Source organism: Candidatus Harpocratesius sp. (assembly GCF_054039255.1).
This window is the reverse complement of the sequence record NZ_JBPLBG010000034.1, coordinates 239,458-261,898: the sequence shown is the minus strand read 5'-3', so window position 1 is coordinate 261,898 and position 22,441 is coordinate 239,458. Positions and strand designations below refer to the sequence as shown.

19 protein-coding genes are annotated in these 22,441 nt (G+C 29.7%); 12 read left to right on the top strand and 7 right to left on the bottom strand.

What is annotated here, in order from left to right; genetic code table 11:
- Positions 1-24: 24 nt before the first annotated feature.
- From ACXLDF_RS08775 to ACXLDF_RS08765, 3 genes are all read left to right on the top strand, one after another.
- Positions 25-237: a hypothetical protein gene (locus ACXLDF_RS08775; protein WP_457558135.1), complete on the top strand. Its 213-nt coding sequence runs from the start codon at positions 25-27 to the stop codon at positions 235-237.
- A 1,405-nt stretch (positions 238-1,642) separates the two neighbouring features.
- Positions 1,643-2,389, top strand: coding sequence for a fumarylacetoacetate hydrolase family protein (locus ACXLDF_RS08770; RefSeq protein ID WP_457558134.1), 747 nt, complete (start codon positions 1,643-1,645; stop codon positions 2,387-2,389).
- A 746-nt stretch (positions 2,390-3,135) separates the two neighbouring features.
- Complete coding sequence (locus tag ACXLDF_RS08765; RefSeq protein WP_457558133.1) at positions 3,136-4,335, top strand: MalY/PatB family protein; 1,200 nt, start codon at positions 3,136-3,138, stop codon at positions 4,333-4,335.
- Here ACXLDF_RS08765 and ACXLDF_RS08760 read toward each other — a convergent pair.
- The gene (locus ACXLDF_RS08760; RefSeq protein ID WP_457558132.1) at positions 4,332-5,159 is read right to left on the bottom strand and encodes an endonuclease III domain-containing protein; all 828 of its coding nucleotides are present in this window, start codon (positions 5,157-5,159) and stop codon (positions 4,332-4,334) included. The genes ACXLDF_RS08765 and ACXLDF_RS08760 overlap by 4 nt on opposite strands.
- 356 nt (positions 5,160-5,515) lie before the next feature.
- Positions 5,516-6,619, bottom strand: a complete 1,104-nt coding sequence (locus tag ACXLDF_RS08755) for a DUF354 domain-containing protein (RefSeq protein WP_457558131.1) — start codon at positions 6,617-6,619, stop codon at positions 5,516-5,518.
- A 152-nt stretch (positions 6,620-6,771) separates the two neighbouring features.
- On the opposite strand from ACXLDF_RS08755, the gene ACXLDF_RS08750 reads away from it, so the two are divergent.
- Positions 6,772-7,371, top strand: coding sequence for an acyltransferase (locus ACXLDF_RS08750; protein WP_457558130.1), 600 nt, complete (start codon positions 6,772-6,774; stop codon positions 7,369-7,371).
- Positions 7,372-7,498: 127 nt separating this feature from the next.
- On the opposite strand, the gene ACXLDF_RS08745 is transcribed toward ACXLDF_RS08750, so the two are convergent.
- The 3 genes from ACXLDF_RS08745 to ACXLDF_RS08735 all read right to left on the bottom strand — a co-directional run bounded on the left by ACXLDF_RS08745 (position 7,499) and on the right by ACXLDF_RS08735 (position 10,786).
- Positions 7,499-8,839: an MraY family glycosyltransferase gene (locus tag ACXLDF_RS08745; protein ID WP_457558129.1), complete on the bottom strand. Its 1,341-nt coding sequence runs from the start codon at positions 8,837-8,839 to the stop codon at positions 7,499-7,501.
- Positions 8,840-8,900: 61 nt separating this feature from the next.
- Complete coding sequence (locus ACXLDF_RS08740; RefSeq protein WP_457558128.1) at positions 8,901-9,563, bottom strand: hypothetical protein; 663 nt, start codon at positions 9,561-9,563, stop codon at positions 8,901-8,903.
- A 74-nt stretch (positions 9,564-9,637) separates the two neighbouring features.
- Positions 9,638-10,786 (bottom strand): DegT/DnrJ/EryC1/StrS family aminotransferase, encoded by a 1,149-nt coding sequence (locus ACXLDF_RS08735; protein WP_457558127.1) that lies wholly within the window; start codon positions 10,784-10,786, stop codon positions 9,638-9,640.
- Positions 10,787-10,912: 126 nt separating this feature from the next.
- Between ACXLDF_RS08735 and ACXLDF_RS08730 the strand changes: the two genes are divergently transcribed.
- From ACXLDF_RS08730 to ACXLDF_RS08715, 4 genes are read left to right on the top strand one after another with little or no spacing between them, the layout of a single operon-like run.
- The gene (locus ACXLDF_RS08730; RefSeq protein ID WP_457558126.1) at positions 10,913-12,133 is read left to right on the top strand and encodes a hypothetical protein; all 1,221 of its coding nucleotides are present in this window, start codon (positions 10,913-10,915) and stop codon (positions 12,131-12,133) included.
- 34 nt (positions 12,134-12,167) lie between these two features.
- Positions 12,168-13,313 (top strand): hydroxymethylglutaryl-CoA reductase, degradative, encoded by a 1,146-nt coding sequence (locus tag ACXLDF_RS08725; RefSeq protein WP_457558125.1) that lies wholly within the window; start codon positions 12,168-12,170, stop codon positions 13,311-13,313.
- Positions 13,314-13,345: 32 nt separating this feature from the next.
- Complete coding sequence (mvk, locus tag ACXLDF_RS08720; RefSeq protein ID WP_457558124.1) at positions 13,346-14,314, top strand: mevalonate kinase; 969 nt, start codon at positions 13,346-13,348, stop codon at positions 14,312-14,314.
- Positions 14,315-15,178 carry an isopentenyl phosphate kinase gene (locus ACXLDF_RS08715; protein WP_457558140.1) on the top strand — a complete coding sequence of 288 codons (864 nt, stop codon included), beginning with the start codon at positions 14,315-14,317 and terminating at the stop codon, positions 15,176-15,178.
- A gap of 30 nt (positions 15,179-15,208) precedes the next feature.
- Here the strand turns inward: ACXLDF_RS08715 and uppS are convergent, their stop codons facing one another.
- On the bottom strand, positions 15,209-15,964 hold the full coding sequence (uppS, locus tag ACXLDF_RS08710) for a polyprenyl diphosphate synthase (protein ID WP_457558123.1): 756 nt from the start codon (positions 15,962-15,964) through the stop codon (positions 15,209-15,211).
- A 40-nt stretch (positions 15,965-16,004) separates the two neighbouring features.
- On the opposite strand from uppS, the gene ACXLDF_RS08705 reads away from it, so the two are divergent.
- Genes ACXLDF_RS08705 through ACXLDF_RS08695 form a run of 3 tightly spaced genes read left to right on the top strand, consistent with a single transcriptional unit; the run spans position 16,005 to position 20,822 of the window.
- Positions 16,005-18,626 (top strand): M48 family metalloprotease, encoded by a 2,622-nt coding sequence (locus ACXLDF_RS08705; protein WP_457558122.1) that lies wholly within the window; start codon positions 16,005-16,007, stop codon positions 18,624-18,626.
- 46 nt (positions 18,627-18,672) lie between these two features.
- Positions 18,673-19,611 (top strand): UbiA prenyltransferase family protein, encoded by a 939-nt coding sequence (locus ACXLDF_RS08700; RefSeq protein WP_457558121.1) that lies wholly within the window; start codon positions 18,673-18,675, stop codon positions 19,609-19,611.
- 26 nt (positions 19,612-19,637) lie between these two features.
- A complete protein-coding gene (locus ACXLDF_RS08695; RefSeq protein WP_457558120.1) occupies positions 19,638-20,822 on the top strand; it encodes a DUF362 domain-containing protein in 1,185 nt (394 codons plus the stop codon).
- A gap of 21 nt (positions 20,823-20,843) precedes the next feature.
- Here ACXLDF_RS08695 and ACXLDF_RS08690 read toward each other — a convergent pair whose 3' ends face one another.
- Positions 20,844-21,518, bottom strand: a complete 675-nt coding sequence (locus ACXLDF_RS08690) for a hypothetical protein (RefSeq protein WP_457558119.1) — start codon at positions 21,516-21,518, stop codon at positions 20,844-20,846.
- A 95-nt stretch (positions 21,519-21,613) separates the two neighbouring features.
- Between ACXLDF_RS08690 and ACXLDF_RS08685 the strand changes: the two genes are divergently transcribed.
- The gene (locus ACXLDF_RS08685) at positions 21,614-22,420 is read left to right on the top strand and encodes a DEAD/DEAH box helicase family protein (RefSeq protein WP_457558118.1); all 807 of its coding nucleotides are present in this window, start codon (positions 21,614-21,616) and stop codon (positions 22,418-22,420) included.
- Positions 22,421-22,441 lie beyond the last annotated feature (21 nt).

The following is a 22,441-nucleotide window of genomic DNA, read 5'->3' as shown; positions in this document are numbered from 1 at the left end:
GTTCCCGATTTGGCAGTAACCTATGTGACCCTCAAGAATAACCCCGATGCTGTTCTGGATGATCGACGATTTCCGCATGGCTTTACTGAGCTTCATCGTGCTTGGTTGATTAGGGCAGCAAATCCCTCAACTATTGAATATCTTCAATTACATGCAGGTTCGGGCGATGAAGTTTTGACAGAGATATTGCTTAAAAACAAAAAGCAGTTGCCGAACTCGCCTTTTTATTTAATTTAAGTTTAGGGATTGATTTAGTTACTCTCTCTTCCCAATTAGGCATGACTCTGTTTAGATTGTTTTTTTTTTCAGGCAGAGGGTCATATTTTCGACTATGAAATCTTCACATTTAACATCAAAAATCAGCAAATAAAAAATCATCTTAACCCCAAAAAAAGAGTATTCTGGCGGGCAGTTCAGCTGCTGACGGCGGCAGACACGATTATCCGAAAGGAGCCAACCATTTAAATATAGGTATTGGTAATGTGCAGAATTTTTTTTTGTATAAGTTTTTTTTTTTAATTTAGCACCAAAATATATTTAGCGAGGAAAGTAGAAAATATCGGTTTAAAAGAGTGAAATTTATCAAAAAAGGCGAATAAAAAGGTAGAAATTCTCTAAAAAGGTAAAAATTTTCTAAAAATGGAGAATACAGTGTTAAAATTTGAAATGGAGGTTAATACATGCAAGAAAAATCATATTATAAGGTAAAAACAATTTTTAGAGATTTGTTCTATAGATTTGTTCTATAAATTTGTTCCAAAAATTTATTCCAAAAATGATTCTTTTAATAAGAAAAAATGGCATGTATTAAAGTTCACCAGAAAAAATCTTAACATATTGCGTAATATTGAGTCATTCCTTAATGCAAAATTCAAAATAAGGCATTAATATGAAGATCAAGAAATATCTTTTAAGACTAAATTACACTGATGAATAGACCAAAAAAATAAAATCAATTAAATGTATTCAAAATGCGCTGTGTTCTGCTTATTTTTATGCAAGAATCGTTTTTTAGCAAAAAGACTAATGGTAATAATCGTATATATCACAAATATAGATGGAGAATTAGAGATTTAATTTTCATTTTCAGGTTTTTTTTTCTGGAATACCTTTAACTGCCATTGTTCAGTTATAATTAACTGTTGTATAATGTTGGGTATTGGCACAAAAAGATTGCAAGATGAAATGTTGCCAACAAACGAAACACATTCTTGCAGAGATAATTTTGGCCAAGCCAATTGTTAATTATTGTATTTTATGGTAAATGATCTGAAACTGTGGAACAAATGATCTATGTTGCTTACCGCTTAACTGTATAAATGGTGCGAATAAGTTTAAATATTAGTCGAATTTTAGTGTTCCATCGAATGTGGTTTATATCAGTTATAGCAGAAATGTTTTAATATTTAAAGAATAAAAAAAAGATGTAGTATTTGCAAACTTATTCGCACATATAAGTCAGTCATATCGTAAAATAATGAAGCATTTAATTTCTTATATTTTGGTTGGAATATTTGGCTTTTCAAACTTATTCGCACTAATTTACACCTTTCACACATATCCTTTATGCTTGATACATCCTATCAATTGATATTTAAGTTGAATGAAAAAGCATTTAAATAAACAAATTTGTTTCCTTACTATGAGAGAGGAACCGATTTACCTTCCAATCTGGAATTCTAATAATAAATATTTAGTACGACCTTCGAAAATAATCGCTTTAGGTTTGAATTATTTTGAACATATCAAGGAGAGTGAAGAAATAGCTTTTAATTTAGATATTTCACAAGATAAAGCAAAAAATTCAGTACCAAAAGAACCGTTACTTTTTCCAAAAACACCTAATGTGTTAATTGAGCCAGGTTCTCCAATAATTCTTCCTGAAATAGTATCAAAATATAATTTTTCCAAAGTCCGTACGGATATTGAAGCAGAATTAGCGATAATTATTGGGAAGCGGTGCAAAAATGTATCTGAGACTGAAGCTTTCAATATGATTTTAGGATATACAGCTATGAATGATGTTAGTCAGCGAAATATTCAAAAATCAGACCGTTCTGGTTGGTTTCGAGGGAAATCATTCGATACCTTTGGCCCTATTGGGCCACAAATAATTTTACAAGAGGATATGGAAAAATTGGGGGATCCTCAAAATCTTCATATTCAAAGTCGAATAAATGGAGAGATCAAACAAAATTCTAATACAAAGTATATGATTTTTTCCATTTCGAAAATAATATCATTTATTTCGATGAATTTTACTTTAGAACCCCATGATATTATTTTAACAGGGACACCTAAAGGAGTGGCCCCAATAAAAGCAGGAGATATTGTAGAAATTGAAATAGAACATATTGGTGTATTGAGAAATCCTGTAATCAATAGTTAAATAAATAATCACAGAAATATTATGTAATTGGATAAAAATTTTTTTTTAGTTAAGAGTGATTTTTCTTATAATTCTATTTTTTTTCTTGATTAGTAATTTTTAGAATTTTATTATACCACAACTATTCTTTATTCTTTATATTTATACAAAAATCATACTTATTCGCACTTATCTACATTCGTTCTATCATCAAAATTAGCAACCTCAATAATTGGCATCCCGATCTTTTAGATTATAAAACAAATATAATCAAATTAGAGAATATAATTTAATTAATGCAGGTGAGAAAATTGAATAAAAAATCAGAACTTTCCAGTAGATTACGCGACCATATGTTGGAACCATCATTCTATTTCAAAGTATTATAGAATATTCAACTCAAAAAATGATGAATAAAGAATCAAAAAATGATGAATAGAATCAAAAAATAAGGAATATAAAGAAAAACTTATTCGTACCTTAACTCGACGCACCCTTTTTTTTTTTACAATTACCTTCCTTCCTTCATACAATCCTTCATAAAAATATCAACTCTTAAACCCCTCGGAAAGCTATCTGACTCCCAACAGGTAGCTTTCCACTCCTTTTATTTTAATAAATGATTTTTAGCGAATGATTTAGAGATGAAAAAAGGATATTAAAAATTAAAATAGAACATGTATATAATTTATAGATTTTTACATTAATTTATTCAAAATGTTGTTAGTTGTAAAAATTTTCTAATCATTGGGTAAAGAATGAGAAAAATGGTTAATAATTTAAATAAAATTCATGACAGAAAAAACACAGATTCAATAAAGTGGAATTCGAAATTATTGAATGAATGGTTTCATGTTAAAGATGTTTTACCTTTATGGGTAGCAGATATGGATTTTCGCGTACCTGAAGCAGTTATTGAAGCAATAAAAGATCGGGCTGAACATGGCATTTTTGGTTATTCTTTTGCAGATGATAGTTATTATCAAGCAGTTATAAATTGGTTTGATCAAAATCATAATTGGAAAATTAAAAAAAATTGGATATTAATCACTCCTGGAGTTGTTCCTGCGATAAATATGCTGATTCAAACTTTTTCTCGACCAGGGGATCAGATTATAATTCAAGAACCTGTTTACTATCCTTTCAAAGAAGGAATTCTCGCTAATGGGCGTCGACCTTTAATTAATGAGCTTAAAATTGTTAATGGTCGATATGAGATGGATTTTGAAGATTTAGAAAAGAAAATTCAAAAAAAGCGTGTCAAAATGCTAATTTTATGTTCACCTCACAATCCTGTTGGACGTGTTTGGAGTAGAGAAGAATTAAAAACACTTGGTGATCTATGCTTAAAAAATAATATTTTAGTGATATCTGATGAGATTCATTGTGATTTGATTTTTTCTTCTCATTCACATATTCCATTTGCTTCAATTTGTTCTGAATTTGCTGAAAATTCAATAACCTGCACAGCTGCTTCTAAAACGTTTAATATTGCGGGGTTACAAGCATCGAATATCATAATTCCTAATTCTTCATTGAGAAATGAATTTAAAACGACCTTACAAGCTTTGGGACTATCCGGAGGTGCTAACATTTTTGGAATGCTTGCTATAAAGACAGCATATAATAAAGGAAAAGAGTGGCTAAAAAATGTTCTTAGTTATATTTATCAAAATTATCTCTTTTTAAAAGAATTTTTCTCGAAATATTTGTTTGAAGCCTTTGTATTTCCATTAGAAGGGACCTATTTAGTTTGGGTTGATTTTCGTTCTTTAGGTATTACTTCAAAAGAATTGGATGTTCTTCTTAAGCATCAAGCTAAAGTATTACTTGATGATGGCGGAATGTTTGGAGAATGTGGTCAAGGTTTTCAGCGTTTTAATATTGCCTGCCCACGCTTAGTACTAGAGGAGACATTAAATAGAATAGTTAATGCAGTTCGTATCCATATTCAAGAAAATCATTAGTTTTCTCTTTTTCTGTTCTTTTTTTTACGCGGTTTTATAAAAATTGCCGCTTTTTGATGGCATATCTCTTGAAACGGGCATTCTGCACATTTTGGTTGTTTTCGACAGACTCGTACACAGTGTTGCACAATTAATGCATGATATTCATTAAATACTGCTGCATTAGGTTCTAAGTTATGGTGAAAAAAGGTTTGAAGTTCATCATATTTCGGTTTTTGCGCAAAATATCCCATATATAACATCAATCGATATGTATAAGCATCTATTACAAAAACAGGTCGATTGAATCCATATAGCAAGATTGAGTCTGCTGTTTCTGGACCAATTCCCTTAACTTGAAGAAGAGCTTTGCGTAATTTCGTCGTTTCTATTAACTTTAGATCTGATATTGGTTGATTTTGCAAGAATGTGCACAAATTTTGAAGTTTAATTGCTTTTTGATTGTAATAACCTGATGATCTGATAATTTCAGCTAAGAAATCTTGTTTACATTCAAGAATTTTCTTCTTATTAAGCAATCCATGTTTTGCTAAGTTTCCTAAAGCCTTATCTGCATTTTCCCAAGAGGTGTTCTGAGTTAAAATTGCACCGATCATTATTTCAAAAATATCTTCTTCTGAATGAGGATAATTGTATTCTTTTGGATGATACCAAGTATTTTTTCCACGTTCTGTTGGATTTTGTTTTGATTTTTGCAATCTCATCAATGGCCACCATCCTTGTGGGCCATATTTTGAATAAAGTAAATTATATAACTCATTCAATTCAGGTAAATCTCGAGCTTTGTGTTGTCTTATAGATCTTATAGTTTTTTGATCAGCCATCCTTTATCTCCATTAAAAAAACTTATTTGCGCAAATCTAACAGAATTTATCATAACAAAGATTCTTTATTATCTAATATAGAAAGATTATAATGAAAATTTTAACTTCAATTAACTTTTTTTTAAGTGTTTTTGTTTTATGAAGCTTTTTACTAGTATTATCCTGTTATAGTATGAAACTTTTTGCATATATTTTCTTGTTATAGTATGAAACTTTTTACATTTTTTATCCTTTTTTAGACTTATTCGCACATGAAGATCTGAAGATTAAGAGTAGGATTAAGATTAAGAGTAAGAGTAAGAGTTAGATTAAGAGTAATAGTTAGATTAAGAGTAAGAGTTAGATTAAGAGTAAAATTAAGAGAAATGCTTTATAACGTAATCGAAGCAAATTTGGCAAGGATTCTCGAAATGATTGATTTTTTCTTTAAAATTATTGCTAAAACGATTTATTTCTGGGCCCTTATCAAGAATTTCAAGTGCTTTTTTCACAATTTCATTGGGATTTCGAATGTGATGCATCGGAAAGCCATTTTCTACCAAAAAAATTTCTTGAGGCGCGGTTTTTCCTGGGAAAAATTCAATGCTGGGAACGTTTAGCAAACTGGATTCACGCACTATCGTTCCCCCTCCACTTATCACCAACGCTGAATAAAAACATAGATCCACTATATGTGGTAAATACTGTGTAATAATAATGTTTGAATGTGCTGTATAGGTGCTTAATTGTTCTCTAAGCCATTTTTCTTGTTTATCTGATCTTACTAAAAGAAAATAAGTCATTTCGGGATGTTTTTCATAGATTTCAGGGAAAAATTGATTGATTAATGTTTCTTCAGGTTTTAATTTATTTAAAAAATAATCTGCAAATGCTGGTTCACTCCTGATTAGCACAAATTGACCCATTTTTAAGTTAAATTTTTCTAGTACTTTCGGATTTGGAGTATAATGGCTCAACCAAGCAATTTCATCAATACCATTGTATCTTATAAATTTATCGGGATGTGCATAAATTTTTAAATAATCTTTCAACGGAATGCATTTGGGAGTAATTACTTTATCTATAAAGGGAAACAACTGCTTAGAAACAAAATAACTGCGGGGTTCATCGCTAAATCCAATTGAAGGAATCCCTAATCCCATAGATAATCGAGGACCTTCCACTGAACCGAAAGTAACAAAAAAATCAGGTTTGAATTGGACTACAACTTCAAATAAACCTTGTAAACGTTCAATATATGCTTGCATTTTACCTTCGATAGTATCTCCTCCATGTTTTCCAACAGCAGTATATGGAATCTGAAGATCATCGAGTATTTTATATGTAGAATCAAAATCTCGAGCAGTGATCAAAAGTTGTGCTCCTTCATTTTGAAACCATTGAATCATTTGTGCGAACATAATTGGTGCTTTGGGTTCTTCTAAATCAATCCATATTTTTTTCTCAGTTAACCGCTTCACGCTTACCAAAAATATGTATAATTAAAAAATTTATCTTATAAGATATATTTAAAAATTAGATATTATCGAAATTTTTTATTTTATCGAAATTTTTCAGTTTTTCGAAATTTTTCATTTTGTCGATAATTATTAATCAGATACTGGTGAATAAAATGACTGAACAAGAAGAGAAATTGAATTATACAGTACAAGAACATGCAATTTTAAATAAACAGCCAGTTTATGGACCGAATTCACATTTTGCTGGCCAAGAAAAGACTTTACCTCCTACAGAAATAGGTGAAGGCTCTATAATTTGTTCACATGCAGTAGTTTATGCAGGTACAAAATTAGGAAAAAAAGTTTTTGTAGCCGATGGTGCTTCTATTCGAGAAAATGTTACTATTGATGATATGGCAGTAATTGGAAGAATGGTTACAGTAGAGTGTAATACAAAAATTGGGAAACGTTCAAAAATCCAAACTGCAGCTCATATTACAGGCGATTGTATAATAGGTGACGATGTTTTCATTGGTCCTGAAGTGACAACTATGAATGATCTCTATATGGGGGCAAAAGAAACTGAGATGAAGGGGCCAATTATAGAAGATGGGGCATTGATCGGAGGAAATGCGACATTATTACCGGGAGTAAGAATCGGAAAAAATGCAGTAGTTGGCGCCGGTTCTGTTGTTACTAAGGATGTACCTGCAAATGAAGTTTGGGTGGGGAATCCTGCAAAAAAAATTAAAATGAGAGATTGGAATAAGTAATATCAAAAATTTTCATTCACTAATTTTCATTCACTAATTTTCATTCATTATTTTTTCATCATAATTTTTTTATCATAATTTTTTCATCATTTTTTTTCATTAATTATTAATTTTTATTCATTATTTTTCATTCATTAATATTCTTTATTTTATTTTGATGTCGGCGTAATGTTTGCCAGAAATATGCAAGTGTAATAATATACCATAAAATCAAGATTATTCCTCCGATTAAAATTCCAAACAACCAGTTAACTGGTTTGTTAATAATAAATTGATCAATTATAACTAAAAATACAAAAGCTATTCCCAATAAAATAACCATTATAATTGAAAGTCCCAATATTTTAGGAAGAAGAGAAATTACTAGTATAATTACGATTAAGCTTATTGAGAGAACTCCAACTATTTTAAATGTATCATAAGGACTAAAGAAGGGAAGCATTAATAATGCTGCAAGAAGACTAAAAACACCTGAAATTATCGAAAGTCCAAAAAAATGATTAACTAGATCCTTTTCACTTAATGCACCAGTAGCTGTAAGTAATCGGGGTAATGTTAGTGGTGCATCTGGTTCTTCTGAAGCAATAATTAAATCATTTTCAATTAAATAGATATCTTTTTTTCCTATGGTATGACTTTCTTTAAAGCCATGAACAGAGGCGATTACATAAAAGCTGTTGAAGATTTGCGGTAACATGACCAATATCATGATTATTTCTATTGATCCGAATATCCCTACTAAAGCAATTGATGCTCCTATCACTAAAGTTCCAGTATCACCAGGAAATATTTTGGCAGGATATTTATTATATAAGAAAAAGGCGAAAATTCCTGCAAAAGTAATCATTCCGTAAATTATTCCTTGGCTGGAACCGATTAGGAGAGAAGATAAAATCATAAAAATTAGGGCTATTGAGGTTGTACCTGAGCCTTCACCATTATATCCTTCTAACATATTCACTGTATTTGTCATAACCATAATAATTATTGGAAGAGTGAGAGGATAGATTATAGTTAATTGAAGTCTACCTAATACAGGCAAAACTGGATTAGCTACTTTGATAAAACCCACAATTGGCAAATTTGCTATAAAAACAGGAAGACCAGTAATAAACATAAGAACTATTTTTTTAAACGAAGATAATTGTTTTCTATCATCAATCCATCCAACTATCGTTGCAATGGCAAGTGTGAGATTAAATATAAGCAATTCTTGCCAAAATGTTGGAAAAATGATGCTTATAAAAATGAAACCAATAATAATTGTGATTGAAAATACAATTCCTCCTGATTCTGCCGTCTCTGGGCGATTTTTTTTATGAATATCGTATCCTACATATCCTTTTTTCTTCATCCATGAAATTATATATGGATACAGCCAAAATGTAAAAACAAAAACAAAAAGCGTAATCAAGATAAGAAGTAGTATTTGGTACCATTCCATTTGCAATTGGGAAAGAGGAATCATTATATTCACGTAATTGAATAAAAGAATGCTATATTAAATGAATTCTGATACAAAAGAATATTTACTTTAAATGTTCATTTAGTAGTGGAATAGCAAAAATTTCCCATATCGGACGGTTTTCTAAATTAACTTTTTTTATAACTTTTAATAATTGTCGATGATATATTTCAGGAATTGATCGAAATAATTCTTCTAATATATTTTCTCCTAACGAAATTCTTTCCATAAGAGGAACAACCCATTTTTGTGGTATTTTTGCATAGATTCCTTCTATTAATATCAATTTTTGATATAATTCAATTGTTTCGGAACCAAATTTATCAATTATATTATCGATCGTTGTTCTAAATGATTCAAATTCACTTGCCCGATAAATTCTTTTTTTTTCTCCTGAAATCAACTCCTTTTCATATGCAGTTTCGAATAATTCGGTTATTTCTTTTGCCATTCCAGATAAAATTGGTTCAACCATATAACCAAGAGGCATAGAATAGTTTATCATTAATACTGAAAATACATGAGTTCCAGGGCTGAAGCGAGCTTCTAAATTACCTGATCGAATTAGAGAAACACCTTCTGGAAAACCAATTTCTTGAGCGAATCCATTGAGTGCAGTTAAAAAACCTCCTATTAATTGATCACGATTATTCTGATCACTATTTATTATATCATATTTATGAAGAAGTGTGCCTGTTTTTGTAATTATATATATTTCTACTAACACCACTTTTTATCAAAATATAATAAGAAGATATTACCTAAAAAATAAAGGAATCTTTGCACTATCTGGCAGTAATTTTATCTTTCTACAAAATATTTTAGAAGTTTTTCTGTTATATAATAAATTTGGTCATCTGTCATGCTGGAAACCATCGGTAGTTCAAAATGATTTCTTGCAATATGCTCAGCATTTGGGCATTGTGTTTTAGAATAATCCGGAAAATTGATCACTCGAGCCATATAGAAATTATCAATATTTTGGTATGCTGGTTGTTCATAAGACAAGACTGAATAAATTGTGCGTGATGAGATATGGTTTAACCTAAGATATTTAATTAAATCTTGTGGTGTAATTGATGGATCATTAATTACTGGAGCAAAAATATAATCTGACATTTGATGACCTGGTAACTGCTTTTGAAGTTGTAAAAATTTCTGCTCACTCAAAATTTTTCTGTAAAGATTCCCATTTCGATGTCGTCTGGCAAGAATTTTTTCTGCTCGATCCATTTGAACATTCATTATAGCTGCAGACATATCAGTAATTCGATAATTGAACCCAATTCGATAATGGTTATAACCACCTTTTGGATCACGACCATGGTTTTTCAAACTTTGGATTTTATCATATACTTCTTCAGAATTACAGACAATTGCTCCACCTTCACCTCCAACTAGGTTTTTTGTTCCATAAAATGAAAAAGAGCCGACATCTCCAAAATTACCAACATGAATTCCATTAATACGAGCATCATGAGCTTGAGCGCAATCTTCAATTACTTTTAGATCATGCTTTTCAGCAATCTCCATGATTTCTTGCATACTACAAGGATTTCCAAAAATGTGAACAGGCATAATTGCTTTAGTTTTTTCGGTTATTGCTTGTTCTATTTTATTAGGATTTAAATTAAATGTTTCTGGATCAACATCAACAAATTTTGGGATTGCTCCATTAAATAAAATAGAATTAGATGAAGCAATAAAGGTAAAAGGTGTGGTAATAACTTCATCACCTGGACCAATATCCATAGCAGTTAATGCAAGGTGAAGAGCACAAGTTCCATTTGTAACAGTTGAAACATATTTACTTCCTGTAAACTCTCCAAATTTTTTTTCAAATTCCCGAGCATTTTTACCTTCTATTAAATAACGACTTTTCACGACTTCTTCTACAGCTTTAATTTCTTGCTCGGCTATATTAACATCAACAACAGGAATATCCTTCATTTTTTTTATCGTGATCAGAAAGGAACCATGCATCAAAAAATTTATTTTACAAGGGTTTTTACAAGATTTAACATTATTTAAAGAACTTGATTTATTCCGAAAAAAATCCTTCATTTGAGATTTAAAATGGACACAGAAACACAGCAAAAATTGAAAAGTGATTATTATGAATTGCTTCAATATTTTGAAGAACAACAAGTTATTAGCAATTTATCGCAAATCGATCTAAAATGCTCCAAGCAAGAAGGAGAAAAGATTGTCCTTGCTTATCCAATTCAAGGCTTGTTAAAATATCATGGAATGAGTGATCCTTTAGAGAGAATTGCCTATTTCTCCAGTATTTCTCTAAATAATGGAGTAGGTGCCACAATTACTTACGTTCACCTTTCCCAACAACGTAAAAAGGATATCTTGATATTAAATGGAACTAAAATTGATGTTTCATCAAGAATCTATAAGCGAGTAATCCAGCAATTAAATCTAATTCGTGATAGGACGCAATTATCTAGTAAAGCATTAATTATCAGCAGAAATGTATATTTTTCTGATAATAAACCAAATATTTTTAGAACAATTAAAGAAAAGGGATTAGGAACTTCTGCTTCAGCAGGAGCGGCAATTGCGACTGCAATCATGCAAATAATATATCCAAATCGTTCTGAAATCTTAAATAATCCTCAAATTAGAAGTATTTTTGCTCGATTTTTAGCAGGTAGTGCTTCACGAAGTGCTACAGGTGGAATCAGTCTTTGGCTATCATATCCTTCTGCAAAATCATTAGAGTCTTTCAGTATTAGACTCGATCAGTTAGAAGATCAAGATTTCTTAAATGATATTGTTCTTTTCACAATTCCTTTAATATCAGAATTAAAAACTGAACATGCTCATTCCAGTGCTCCAAATTCACCTTATTTTCAACAATGGGCACTCCAAAGAAAAGTTAAAATTATTCAGTTTATTGAAGCAATTAAAACACATCACTTTGAACGCTTAGGAGAATTGATAGAAGAAGATACGCTTGATTTACATGCTATTTCGATGACGACAGGTATTAATGACTATATTTTAGCTTGGGAATCTGAAACCTTATTAATCATGAAGTTGATCCAAAAAATGCGAAAAGAAAAGAAGATCCCTATATATTATTCAATTGATACTGGTCCAACTGTTGTAATTATAACACTTAAATCATTCAAAGATTTTGTTTTTGCGGAATTGAATAAACAATTTCCAAAAGTTCCAATATTAATAAGTAAAATTCAAGGTGCTCCAAAAATTATTGAACCACATTCACATGAGTACTCATTTATTCGTGAGGACCTTTTAAAATTTCGACATTTACGTTGATTTACCTAAATATACAGAAGTCTGTTGATTAATTATGAATCTTTCTAAATTTTACAAAAAAAACATTGAAGAACGCCGTTTAATAATTCAATCGATAAAAAAAATACCTTTATCGGATATGAATTTATTAAACCATGAGAGTTATATTCCAAATGATAAATTAGATTTAATGATTGAGAATGTTTTGGGATACTTTCCTCTTCCTTTTGGCATTGCTACTCATTTTACTGTAAACAAAAAAGAATATCTTATTCCTATGGTTATTGAAGAACCATCTGTTGTGGCAGCAGCTTCAAAATCGGCAAAAATTGCCAAGATTCATGGCGGTTTTTCATCTGAACCAATTCAACCTCTCATGATTGGTCAAATTCAAATCTGCAATATTGATTCGAAGGAAGAACGAAATCAAATTTTCGAATATATCCATAAAAATAAAGACAATTTAATTTGTTTTCTAAACAAGCAAGATCCTGTTTTAATTGAACACAATGGCGGAGTTAAAGATATTCAAATAAGAGAAATTACTAATAATGATCAATTATTTATTGTTCTTCATGTCATTGCGGATGTTCGTGATGCCATGGGTGCAAATATTATAAATACAATGGTTGAACGTTTGGCAGATAAACTTCGCCCAGAAATTCCTGGAAGAATCAATTTAAGAATTATATCAAATCTTGCCATCCATAGAGTTGCTAAATCTCGTGCAATTTTTGATAAAGATGCTTTAGGTGGGAAAGAAATAATAAAGAATATTTTAGAAGCTTATTTTTTTGCATTAAATGATCCATTTCGTGCAGCAACACATAACAAAGGTATTATGAATGGTATAGATGCAGTGGCTATCGCCACAGGTAATGATTTTCGTGCATTAGAAGCAGGGGCACATGCTTTTGCATCACTTTCAGGTCAATATTTACCTTTAACACGATATTTTCTCCATCCAGAAGGTCATCTCATTGGAGAAATTGAACTACCATTAGCAATGGGAACGATTGGAGGAATGATTTCCAAACATCCCGGTGCCCAACTTAGTTTAAAGATTATGGATATTAATTCAGCAGAAGAATTATGTCAAGTTACTGCTGCTGTTGGATTGGCTCAAAACCTCGCTGCTTTAAGAGCTTTGGCAGATGAAGGAATTCAACAAGGTCATATGAAATTACACAAACGAATGTAAAGAAAACTTAATCACTTTATCATTTGATTATTATGGAAGAGATCTCTATTTCAACACCTGGTAAATGCATATTATTTGGAGAACACGCCGTTGTTTATGGATATACTGCATTAGTATCGACAATAAATATAAAATCTGTTTGTAAAATTCGAAATATTGAATCAGACGGAATTATTTTTAATTTTCCTAATTTTCAACAAAGATATCACCTAAAAACACTTGATTTATTAGCGAATGAAATTGAAAATTCTTCCCCAAAATTTGATTCCTTCTTTTACTTTTTAAAGACACTTCAAAAAATCGGAGACGAATGCTCTCTTTCTTTAAATGGTATTGAAATTGAAATATCTTCCTCATTGTGGCCTAATTCTGGATTAGGTTCGTCTGCTTCAACTGCATCAGCTTTTATTCAAGCAGTTAATCAGTTTTTTAACTTAAAATGGGATATGGATAAAATTAATGGTTATACATATTTTATGGAAAAATTTATTCATGGAAATCCTTCTGGAATTGATAATACTGTCATTAATTATGGAGGTTTTTTACTTTATCAGAATAAAAAATTTAAAAACATTAAGAATACACCCAGAATTCCTTTATTAATTATTAATTCAGGTCAAAGTCATCGAACTTTTCAAGCAGTAAAACAAGTAAAAGAAATGTTTGACAAAAATCCTAAAGAAATAGATGAAATTTTTCAGAAAATCGACAGAATTGCCGATAAAAGTGTTGAATTAATTAATAATGGCGATATAGAACAATTAGGGACTCTAATGAATCAAAACCAAAGATTACTTGAGAGGTTAAATCTTTCCACTCCACAAATCTCTAAAATTATTAAAATGGGTTCTTCAATCGATATATATGGTGTTAAAATAACTGGAGCTGGGTTAGGTGGGGCATTGATTGCACTTGGAACGCAGAAAAGTCTATTAAAATATCAAGAAAAATTACATTCATCTGGTTATCAATCAATTATCACTTCAATTGGAGGGAAATAAATCATCAGAGACGAAAACCAATCGTCAAATTTAGATATATCAAATATAACTATAATAAAATTAGGTGGTAGTTTAATTACTGATAAAACTCAACCCTTTTCTGTTAGGCACAGCATCATAGAATCGATTGCACTTCAATTAAAGGATTTTCTAATTAATTCAAATAATCATCTTATTCTCGTTCATGGTGGTGGTTCTTTTGGACATCCGATGGCACAAAAATATTCAATTCAGCAAGGATATAATCCAAATATTCCAAGTCAAATAAAGGGCTTATTATCAACTCATCAAAAAATGTTGGAATTGAATAAAATTATTATTGATATTTTTTCTTCTTTGGATTTAAATGTGTTTTCATTTCCTCCAAGTTCTCTTTTTATAGAGGAAGAATTTCAACTGAAATTTTACGGAAAAAGTATTCTTAATGAACTTCTTCATTGGAAAATAATTCCTGTCTTATTTGGTGATGTACTGTTTACTTCCCCTCATAATTTTAAAATACTTTCTGGAGATACCATAATTTCTCAACTTTGTTTTGAATTAGGCCCATGTAACATTAAAAGTGTAATTTTTTCTTTTGATCAAGATGGAATTTTAGAAAAAGAAAAGGATTCAGATCAGTTATATGTAATTCCACATTTAACGCCGTTAGAATTAAACAGATATCATATAAAAAACCCATTTCTTCATGGCGATAAGAAATTCGATGTAACAGGAACTATGGAAGGAAAAATAAAAGAAATAATAAAAATTTCAAATTTAGGTATTACTGTCAAAATTATAAACGGTAAAAAGCAAAATCTTCTTTTAGATGCTTTATTTGATCGAGAATGTATCTCTACAACGATATCAGAAAATTTATAAAAATAAAAAATAGGGAAAATAATATGATATTTATGCGCCTTTTCGCCTATTTCTGCGAATATATTCTTTTAAATCTTCTAGCAACATAGTATCATTGTAATCAGGCCATAATTCTTTTCTAAAGCAAAATTCAGCATAGGACGCATCCCAAAGTAAGAATCCTGAAATACGTGCACCGTCTTCCATTCCTGTGCGAATTAGATAGTCAAGTTCGGGAAATTCTTTGGTATAAAGGCATTTTTTTATTGTATCTTTTGATATTTCTTCTTGAGAATAACCATTTGCAATGATTTCTTTTACTGCATCTACAATTTCTTCTTGACCGTCATAATTTATACACACATTTATGAAAAAATCGTGATATTTTTTTGTTATTTGATTTACTTTCTCAATTCCATCTTGTATGTCCTTAGGTAACTCATTAATTCTTCCAATTATCTTAACCCTAACTTTATTATCATGAATAGTGGGTTCTAAAATTACTTCATTTACACTTTTTAGAAGTAAATTAAATAAATATGATATTTCCTTTGGATTTCTTTTTCTTACATTTTCTGAAGAAAGGGCATAAATACTTAGGTATTTGATTTTAGCATCAAAAAAAGCATATAATATTTTTTTTAATGTTTTGTACCCCTCCATATGTCCTTTTAATGTATTTTTTATGCCTTGACGTTTAATCCATCTTCGATTACCATCTAGAATGATACCAACGTGTCTTGGTAATTGGTCTTTATAATAAAGATGAATTTTTGATAAACTGTCGATTTTATCAAGTTCTTCCATTTCCTTATGGTAAGAAAGGTGGGGATTTCATATAAAAGCGATGGATGAAATTTTGAATAAATTTGATAAACTTCGGAACTTTTTTGAAAATATGAAAAAGAATTTTCAAATCCTTTTATTAGGATTATTTATATTCGGAACAATTGGAATCATTTTACTATTATATTTAACAAGTATCATCATTATTCCCACTAATATTGTTGATATAGGATTATGGGTTGGATTTTGGATATTTTGGATTGCTCTTGTTAATGAAGGATTGCATTGGATTAAAAATGGAAAACGTAGCGATTGGGCGGATATTGTTGCAATTTTATTTCTATTTATTACTGTTTTTCTAATTACTCGAGATGTTCTACTTTCTTTTGTAGGTGCTTTTTCAATCTATTTACTCTTTGGTATTGATGAATTAAAAGAGTATGAGATTTTGAATAAAATTGTTTTAATTTCAGTAATTACATATAATGTTATATTTATCGCAGGGATATTGGATGAAATTTTCCAGAAAGAAGGATTTTGGCAAAATATTGCATTTTCATTTAGTTTTTGGTTGATATTAATTTTAGGATTTGCGTTTTTTGGTAGAAAATACTTAGTTGTTTTTCGCTTTATGAGTGTCCAATATTTAACATTGTTACTTTATGTGGTTGCATGGTTGGTTATTGTGATGATAAATGGTATGTTTTCAATTAATTTTAACCAATACATATATGAAGCACTCATTTTAACTAACTTAATCATTTATGCGTTTAGTGGTCCATTAATTAATATTTTAATGGGATATAAAAAAGAAAATGATCCCCAATTAAACCAAATGGTAAAGGAAGTTGCAGAGAAAATAGGTTTAAATCCAAAAAAAATTCAAGTACGATTTGGAAAATATCCGATTTTGAATGCTATGGCTTATGGTGCATTTTGGAATACGAATATGGCAATTATTGCTCCAGATAAAGAAAGTATTCCTTTAAATGAATTAAAAGGAATTATTGCACATGAATTGGGTCATTTAAAGCAGAAACATACTCTTCTTTTAACTTTGGTTTCAACTGTTGAAATTTTCATTTTTCAATTATTAAAATGGCCTGTTACAATGTATGATTATGTTTTTAACAAAGAAAATCAACCTTTTGAGATGTGGGTCTTCTTATTGATTAATTTTGGAATTTCTATCTTTTTATATATATTTGTACGCTATCTGGAAGGTCATGCTGATAATGTTGCAAAAACTAGTGGATATGCTTCAAGTATTTCTAAAGGATTATATAATCTAGAATCATTTTATGCCACCAGTCATGAAATTGGATTAGATGCAACATTATTAAGTGATGAAAAAGTGTCTGAAAAAAATCAAATGTTGCAATATTACAGCACTGCAGTATATTTAAATAAAATGATTATAAAACCTTCTCGGGGAATCTTGATGTCAAATTTCATCAATTCTCATCCACCTTCTTTCCATAGAATCATGATTCTTTTAGATGAAAAAGGTTTTTCCCCATTACAAGAATCTTTTATGCCTGTTCTATTTTTAAATCAAAAAAAGGCGAGAGAATTCTGCATTAAAACCAATAATGCTCGACAGAAATATATGGAATTGGTAAATCAGAAAATTAAGGAAAAATTCCATTTTGAAAGGATAACAGAGTTTCATGAGACTCTTCAGCAAAAAGAATTTTATAGTTATAAAATTGGAAAAACACATGCATTTTTAAATATGATTACAGGAGAACGTTGGATAGGGGTAATTAAAGCAATAAATTACCGTGAAAATGTAACCGAGTCTCTGGAGTACGATGTTGAAATTAAAAAGGGAGAGAATCAAACAGAAATAATCAAAATAAATCCATCCATTTGTAAGGAAATTCCATTATTTATTGGATCAAATTATAAATTCAGAAAAGAAGGTATTCTGAAATTGAAAAATATTGAGTTAAATGTTCTTTATGAAGGAAAAAATCGACAAAAAAAGCACTTAAAAGACCCATACTATAAGTTTATCAACACTGGAGTGGCCATTTTTATCGATTTGAATGGTAAAGAAATAAGGAAGCCAATTTTTAAGACAAAATTCCCTATTGCATTTAAGTTAATTGAAGAATTTAATGGAAAAAACATTTTTCTCAAAAAATACGGAAGTTATATAGCCCTTAACGTTAAAGAATTAATGTTTGATGCTAAAGGAAAGTTTTCTGTCTCTAGTTTGAAAATTAATAACAAAAGTTTTTCAGGTGATTACCAGAATTCAGATTCAATGAATGATCATATTTATCAATTTAATTCAGAAACTCATACCATTAAATATGAAAGACTCTATTTTCCTATTCATAATGATGATAAAACAAAAGCAATGGAAACAAATTTCATTAAATTTTTACAAAAAGAACAAATTCGAGTTATTATTGTTTTGAAAAAGGCAGTAAACAGTGAAATTGATGGGCGAATAACTAATATTGAATTTGATGAAAAATCTCATGAATTTATTTCTAAAGTTCAAATAATATCAATATTTAATGAAGAAATTAATGTAAATCTAAAGAAAATTGATGGGATCTTTTTAAATTTACCAACATTAATTGTTCAAGATAATGTAGAAATTAGTTTGTTTTCAAAATTGATTAATAAAATTCGACAACTTAATCATCCAGAAAAAATCTTCATATAAATCTTCCAGTAAAATAGATACATGACAAAAAAAAAGAGGAAATCAAATGCAGATAAATTGGCTCGAAAAGATTCTTGGAATATTTCGATTAATGAGGGTCCAACAATATTATAAAAATTTAATAATTCTGGTTGGAATTTTCTTTGCAGGAGAATTTTTTAATTTTTCCCTTTATCCTCGAATATTTTTTGGGTTTTTAATTTTGTGTCTGACCTCTTCAATTATATATATTTTAAATGATATAAGGGATAAGGAAGCAGATACATTTCATTCTGAAAAGAAAAAATCCAGACCATTAGCATCAGGTCTTTTATCTGTCAAATTTGCATGGATTTTGGTAATTCTTTTAATTATTTTCATTGGATATATAATTATATTATTTTCCGATGTTTTTTCATTAATGTTGGGTCTGATGCTTGCTAATGGATTGATATATAATTATTTCTTGAAAGATATTGCATTTGCAGACATTATTTGTTTAAGTACCATATACATTTGGCGTGCTCTTGCTGGATGTGTACTTATAGACGTCACAATATCTCCGTGGTTGACCATTGCAGTTTTTCTTACTGCTTTATTTTTAGCCACTGGTAAAAGAATTGCTGATTTATCCTTGATGGGAAAAAAATCGGCCAATAATCACAAAAAAGCATACAATGAGTATTCTATTGATTTATTGGATAAATTTCTAATAATTATAGCAACTAGTTTATTTGTTGTTTATACATTATATTGTGTTTTAGGACCTACAGAATCTGACTCAATTCTTGCCTTAAAAAACAATTTACTTATTTACAGCACACCCATTGCGTTATTTTTAATATTCCGTTTTATATATATAATAAAATTTAAGCCCGAAATTGCTCGAAAAGCCCATAAATTAATTCACGATAAAGAGATACTTATTGCGGGATTTTTATTTGGCTTATTAATATTAAGCATTTTCTATTTAAATCTCGATGGAGTTAATTTCTTGAAATTATAAATTCTAAAAATTTTGAGATGAAAATTATGAGTTGGAAAGAATTAGGAAAAGTTTATATAAAAAAAGTAACACCCGAAACAATATTGGATGATTATGCCCAGTTAATGGAATTAATGAATTATTCTAAATATTTTAAACCTGAACAAAAAACATTAGTCAAGCTTAATCTTTCTTGGAGTAAATTTTTTCCTGCATGTTCATCCCCTCCATGGCAAGTTGAAGGAGTTTTAAAAAAACTGCGAAATGATGGATTCAGTGGAAGAAATATTTATACTTGCGAAAATCGCACAGTAGTAACTAATATTGCTAAAGGTTTAAAAGGAAATAAGTGGGAACCGATTATTAATAAATACAATACTTTTTTTATTCCATTAACCCGTGTTAAGTTTGTTCAATTTAAAAGTAAAATTCCATTGAAAGTTCTTGATTCAAAGGTTTTTCCAAATGGTTTTTCTATACCTCAAGTTTATTTTGGGAAAAATATGATACATCTACCAACGTTTAAAACTCATGGGCATACAGGCGCAAAAGGGGGAGAATTCGGAAAGGATAATCCTGAATCTGCAGGTGGAATAACGTGCTCAATAAAAAATTCCTTTGGAGGTTTATTAACAACGCGCCGCCATTTTGCTCATCAATATATGAGTGAAGTACTTCATGATTTATTAGCCATCCAAAAACAAATACATCCTAATATTATGGCTCTTGTTGATGGAACTGTAGCTGGAGATGGTGCAGGACCACGTTGTATGATTCCACGTATAAAGAATACAATTCTTGGTGGTTATGATCAAGTTGCTGTAGATGCCATGGTGGCAAAAATTATGGGATTTGATCCTATGAAATTACCATTTATTAAAATGTGTCATGATTCTGGTTTTGGAATAGGAGATCCTGACCAAATCGAAGTTATTGGAGATGTAGAAGTATCAAAGGAAAATTGGCATTTTAAGGTTAATCGTAGTTTAGTCATTTGGGGAGATCAACAAGTACGCAAAGGAAAATTGAAATTTTTAGAGCCTTTAATGCATACTTTCTTATTTAAATTAGGACCAGTAATGCTTTCTAGTGTATATCATGATCTTTTCTGGTATAATACTGTTGGAATGAAAAGAATTAAAAAATACATGCAAACTGAATGGGGACAGCTTTTCCAAAAATATCCTAATAAAGATCCTCATTCAAAGTTAAATCATCTAAGAAAAGAGTGAATAGATCAAAATTAATTCGCACTAATCGGTTAATCTGCTTTTTCTTTTATTTTTCTTTGAAGAGAATAAATGTCCTGTTCGTCTGCCTATAAACATCGCCGCTTTTTCATGTTTTGATGATACTTTATTTATTCCATTATAAGGTCTTTTTGAAGTTGAAGTTTCATTTACAATAAAAATATCGGATTGATTTTTGATTTTTTCACCTTTTATTAAATGATTGATATATTCATCTGTTAATTCAATTACTCCATCTCCAATTTTGATAATTTTCCTTTTAGTAGGAAAAGTTTGGAATGAAGTAATGATATATTGTCGTAATTCAGCAAGATTTGATATTTCACGACTATAAACGAATACACCATCAAAAAATACTGCAATACCTGTCATTCGGCGACCTGGGTCGATCCCAATTGTTAAAGTGTGAAATGATATTAAATTTTTTGAATATTGAAGTGCTTTTAACAGAATTTGATCAGGTGAATCTTCTTGTGATACTTCTAAAATGTGAATTGAAGATCTTATAATTGCTGAAGTTTCTTTCAGTTCCTCTTTTGTAGTAATTAAAACACGTAAGGATCGATGAATTTTTGAAAGATTATCAAGAGCAATAAATGGAATTTCTTCATTTCTAAATTTATGTGTAATTAAATAAAATAATTTTGCATCATGCATATATACACATATATCAACCAAATTATCACCCTGAATCAATAAAACAATAACAATAACAATAACTTTAACATATTTTTTATTGCTAATATAATGTAATAAATGCGATGAAATAAAAAATGGTATCAACTCAAAATATCAAAAACACAACTGTATACGATTTGTGCTCCATTATATTAAATAATCCTTTAATATACATGTTTTGGGGCGATTCTGGAGTTGGAAAAACCACAATTTCATTGCAAATTGCAAAATTCATAATGAATCACCAGGAAGCAAAAGTTCTTTATCTTAATACGAAAGAAACTCTTAATTTAAAACTGATTTCCAGATTATTTGGAATCGATATTAACTCTACAGTATTAAATGAAATTGAAATTGAAAAAACAAAGAATAGAACAGAAACAACAAAGATAATGGATGGAACCAATAAAAACAATAAAATTAAGGATTTACAATTTTATTATTTCCATTATACTACAGTTAAATCCCAATATGATTGTATTACACGCTGGATGCTCCAGATCCAACAATATATTCGGTTATTTGATAAAAATAATGTGAAATTGATTATTATTGATGAAATTACCAGCAGTTATTTGGTTGAAATGCGAAAAGATCAAACAAATGAAAATCTAAATTATAAAATGCTCCTTATCCTGAGCACTTTAAAAAAAATAGTAGAAACTTATCAGATACCCATTATTTTGTTGAATACCTTCACTATTAAGGAAACCCCAGATCAGCAAAAAACCATAGCAGTTCCGCATGGAGGAAAAATTCTTGATTTTTGGATAGATTTTGAAATTAAAATGACTCGCGTACCTTTACTGCAGGTAATTAATTTTGAAATTAAGAAAAATCATCCCAATTTTCCGTTGCTTAAATCTTGGAAATGGAAAATAAATTTCACTGGTTTTCAATAATTCTAAATGTAGAAATCTTAT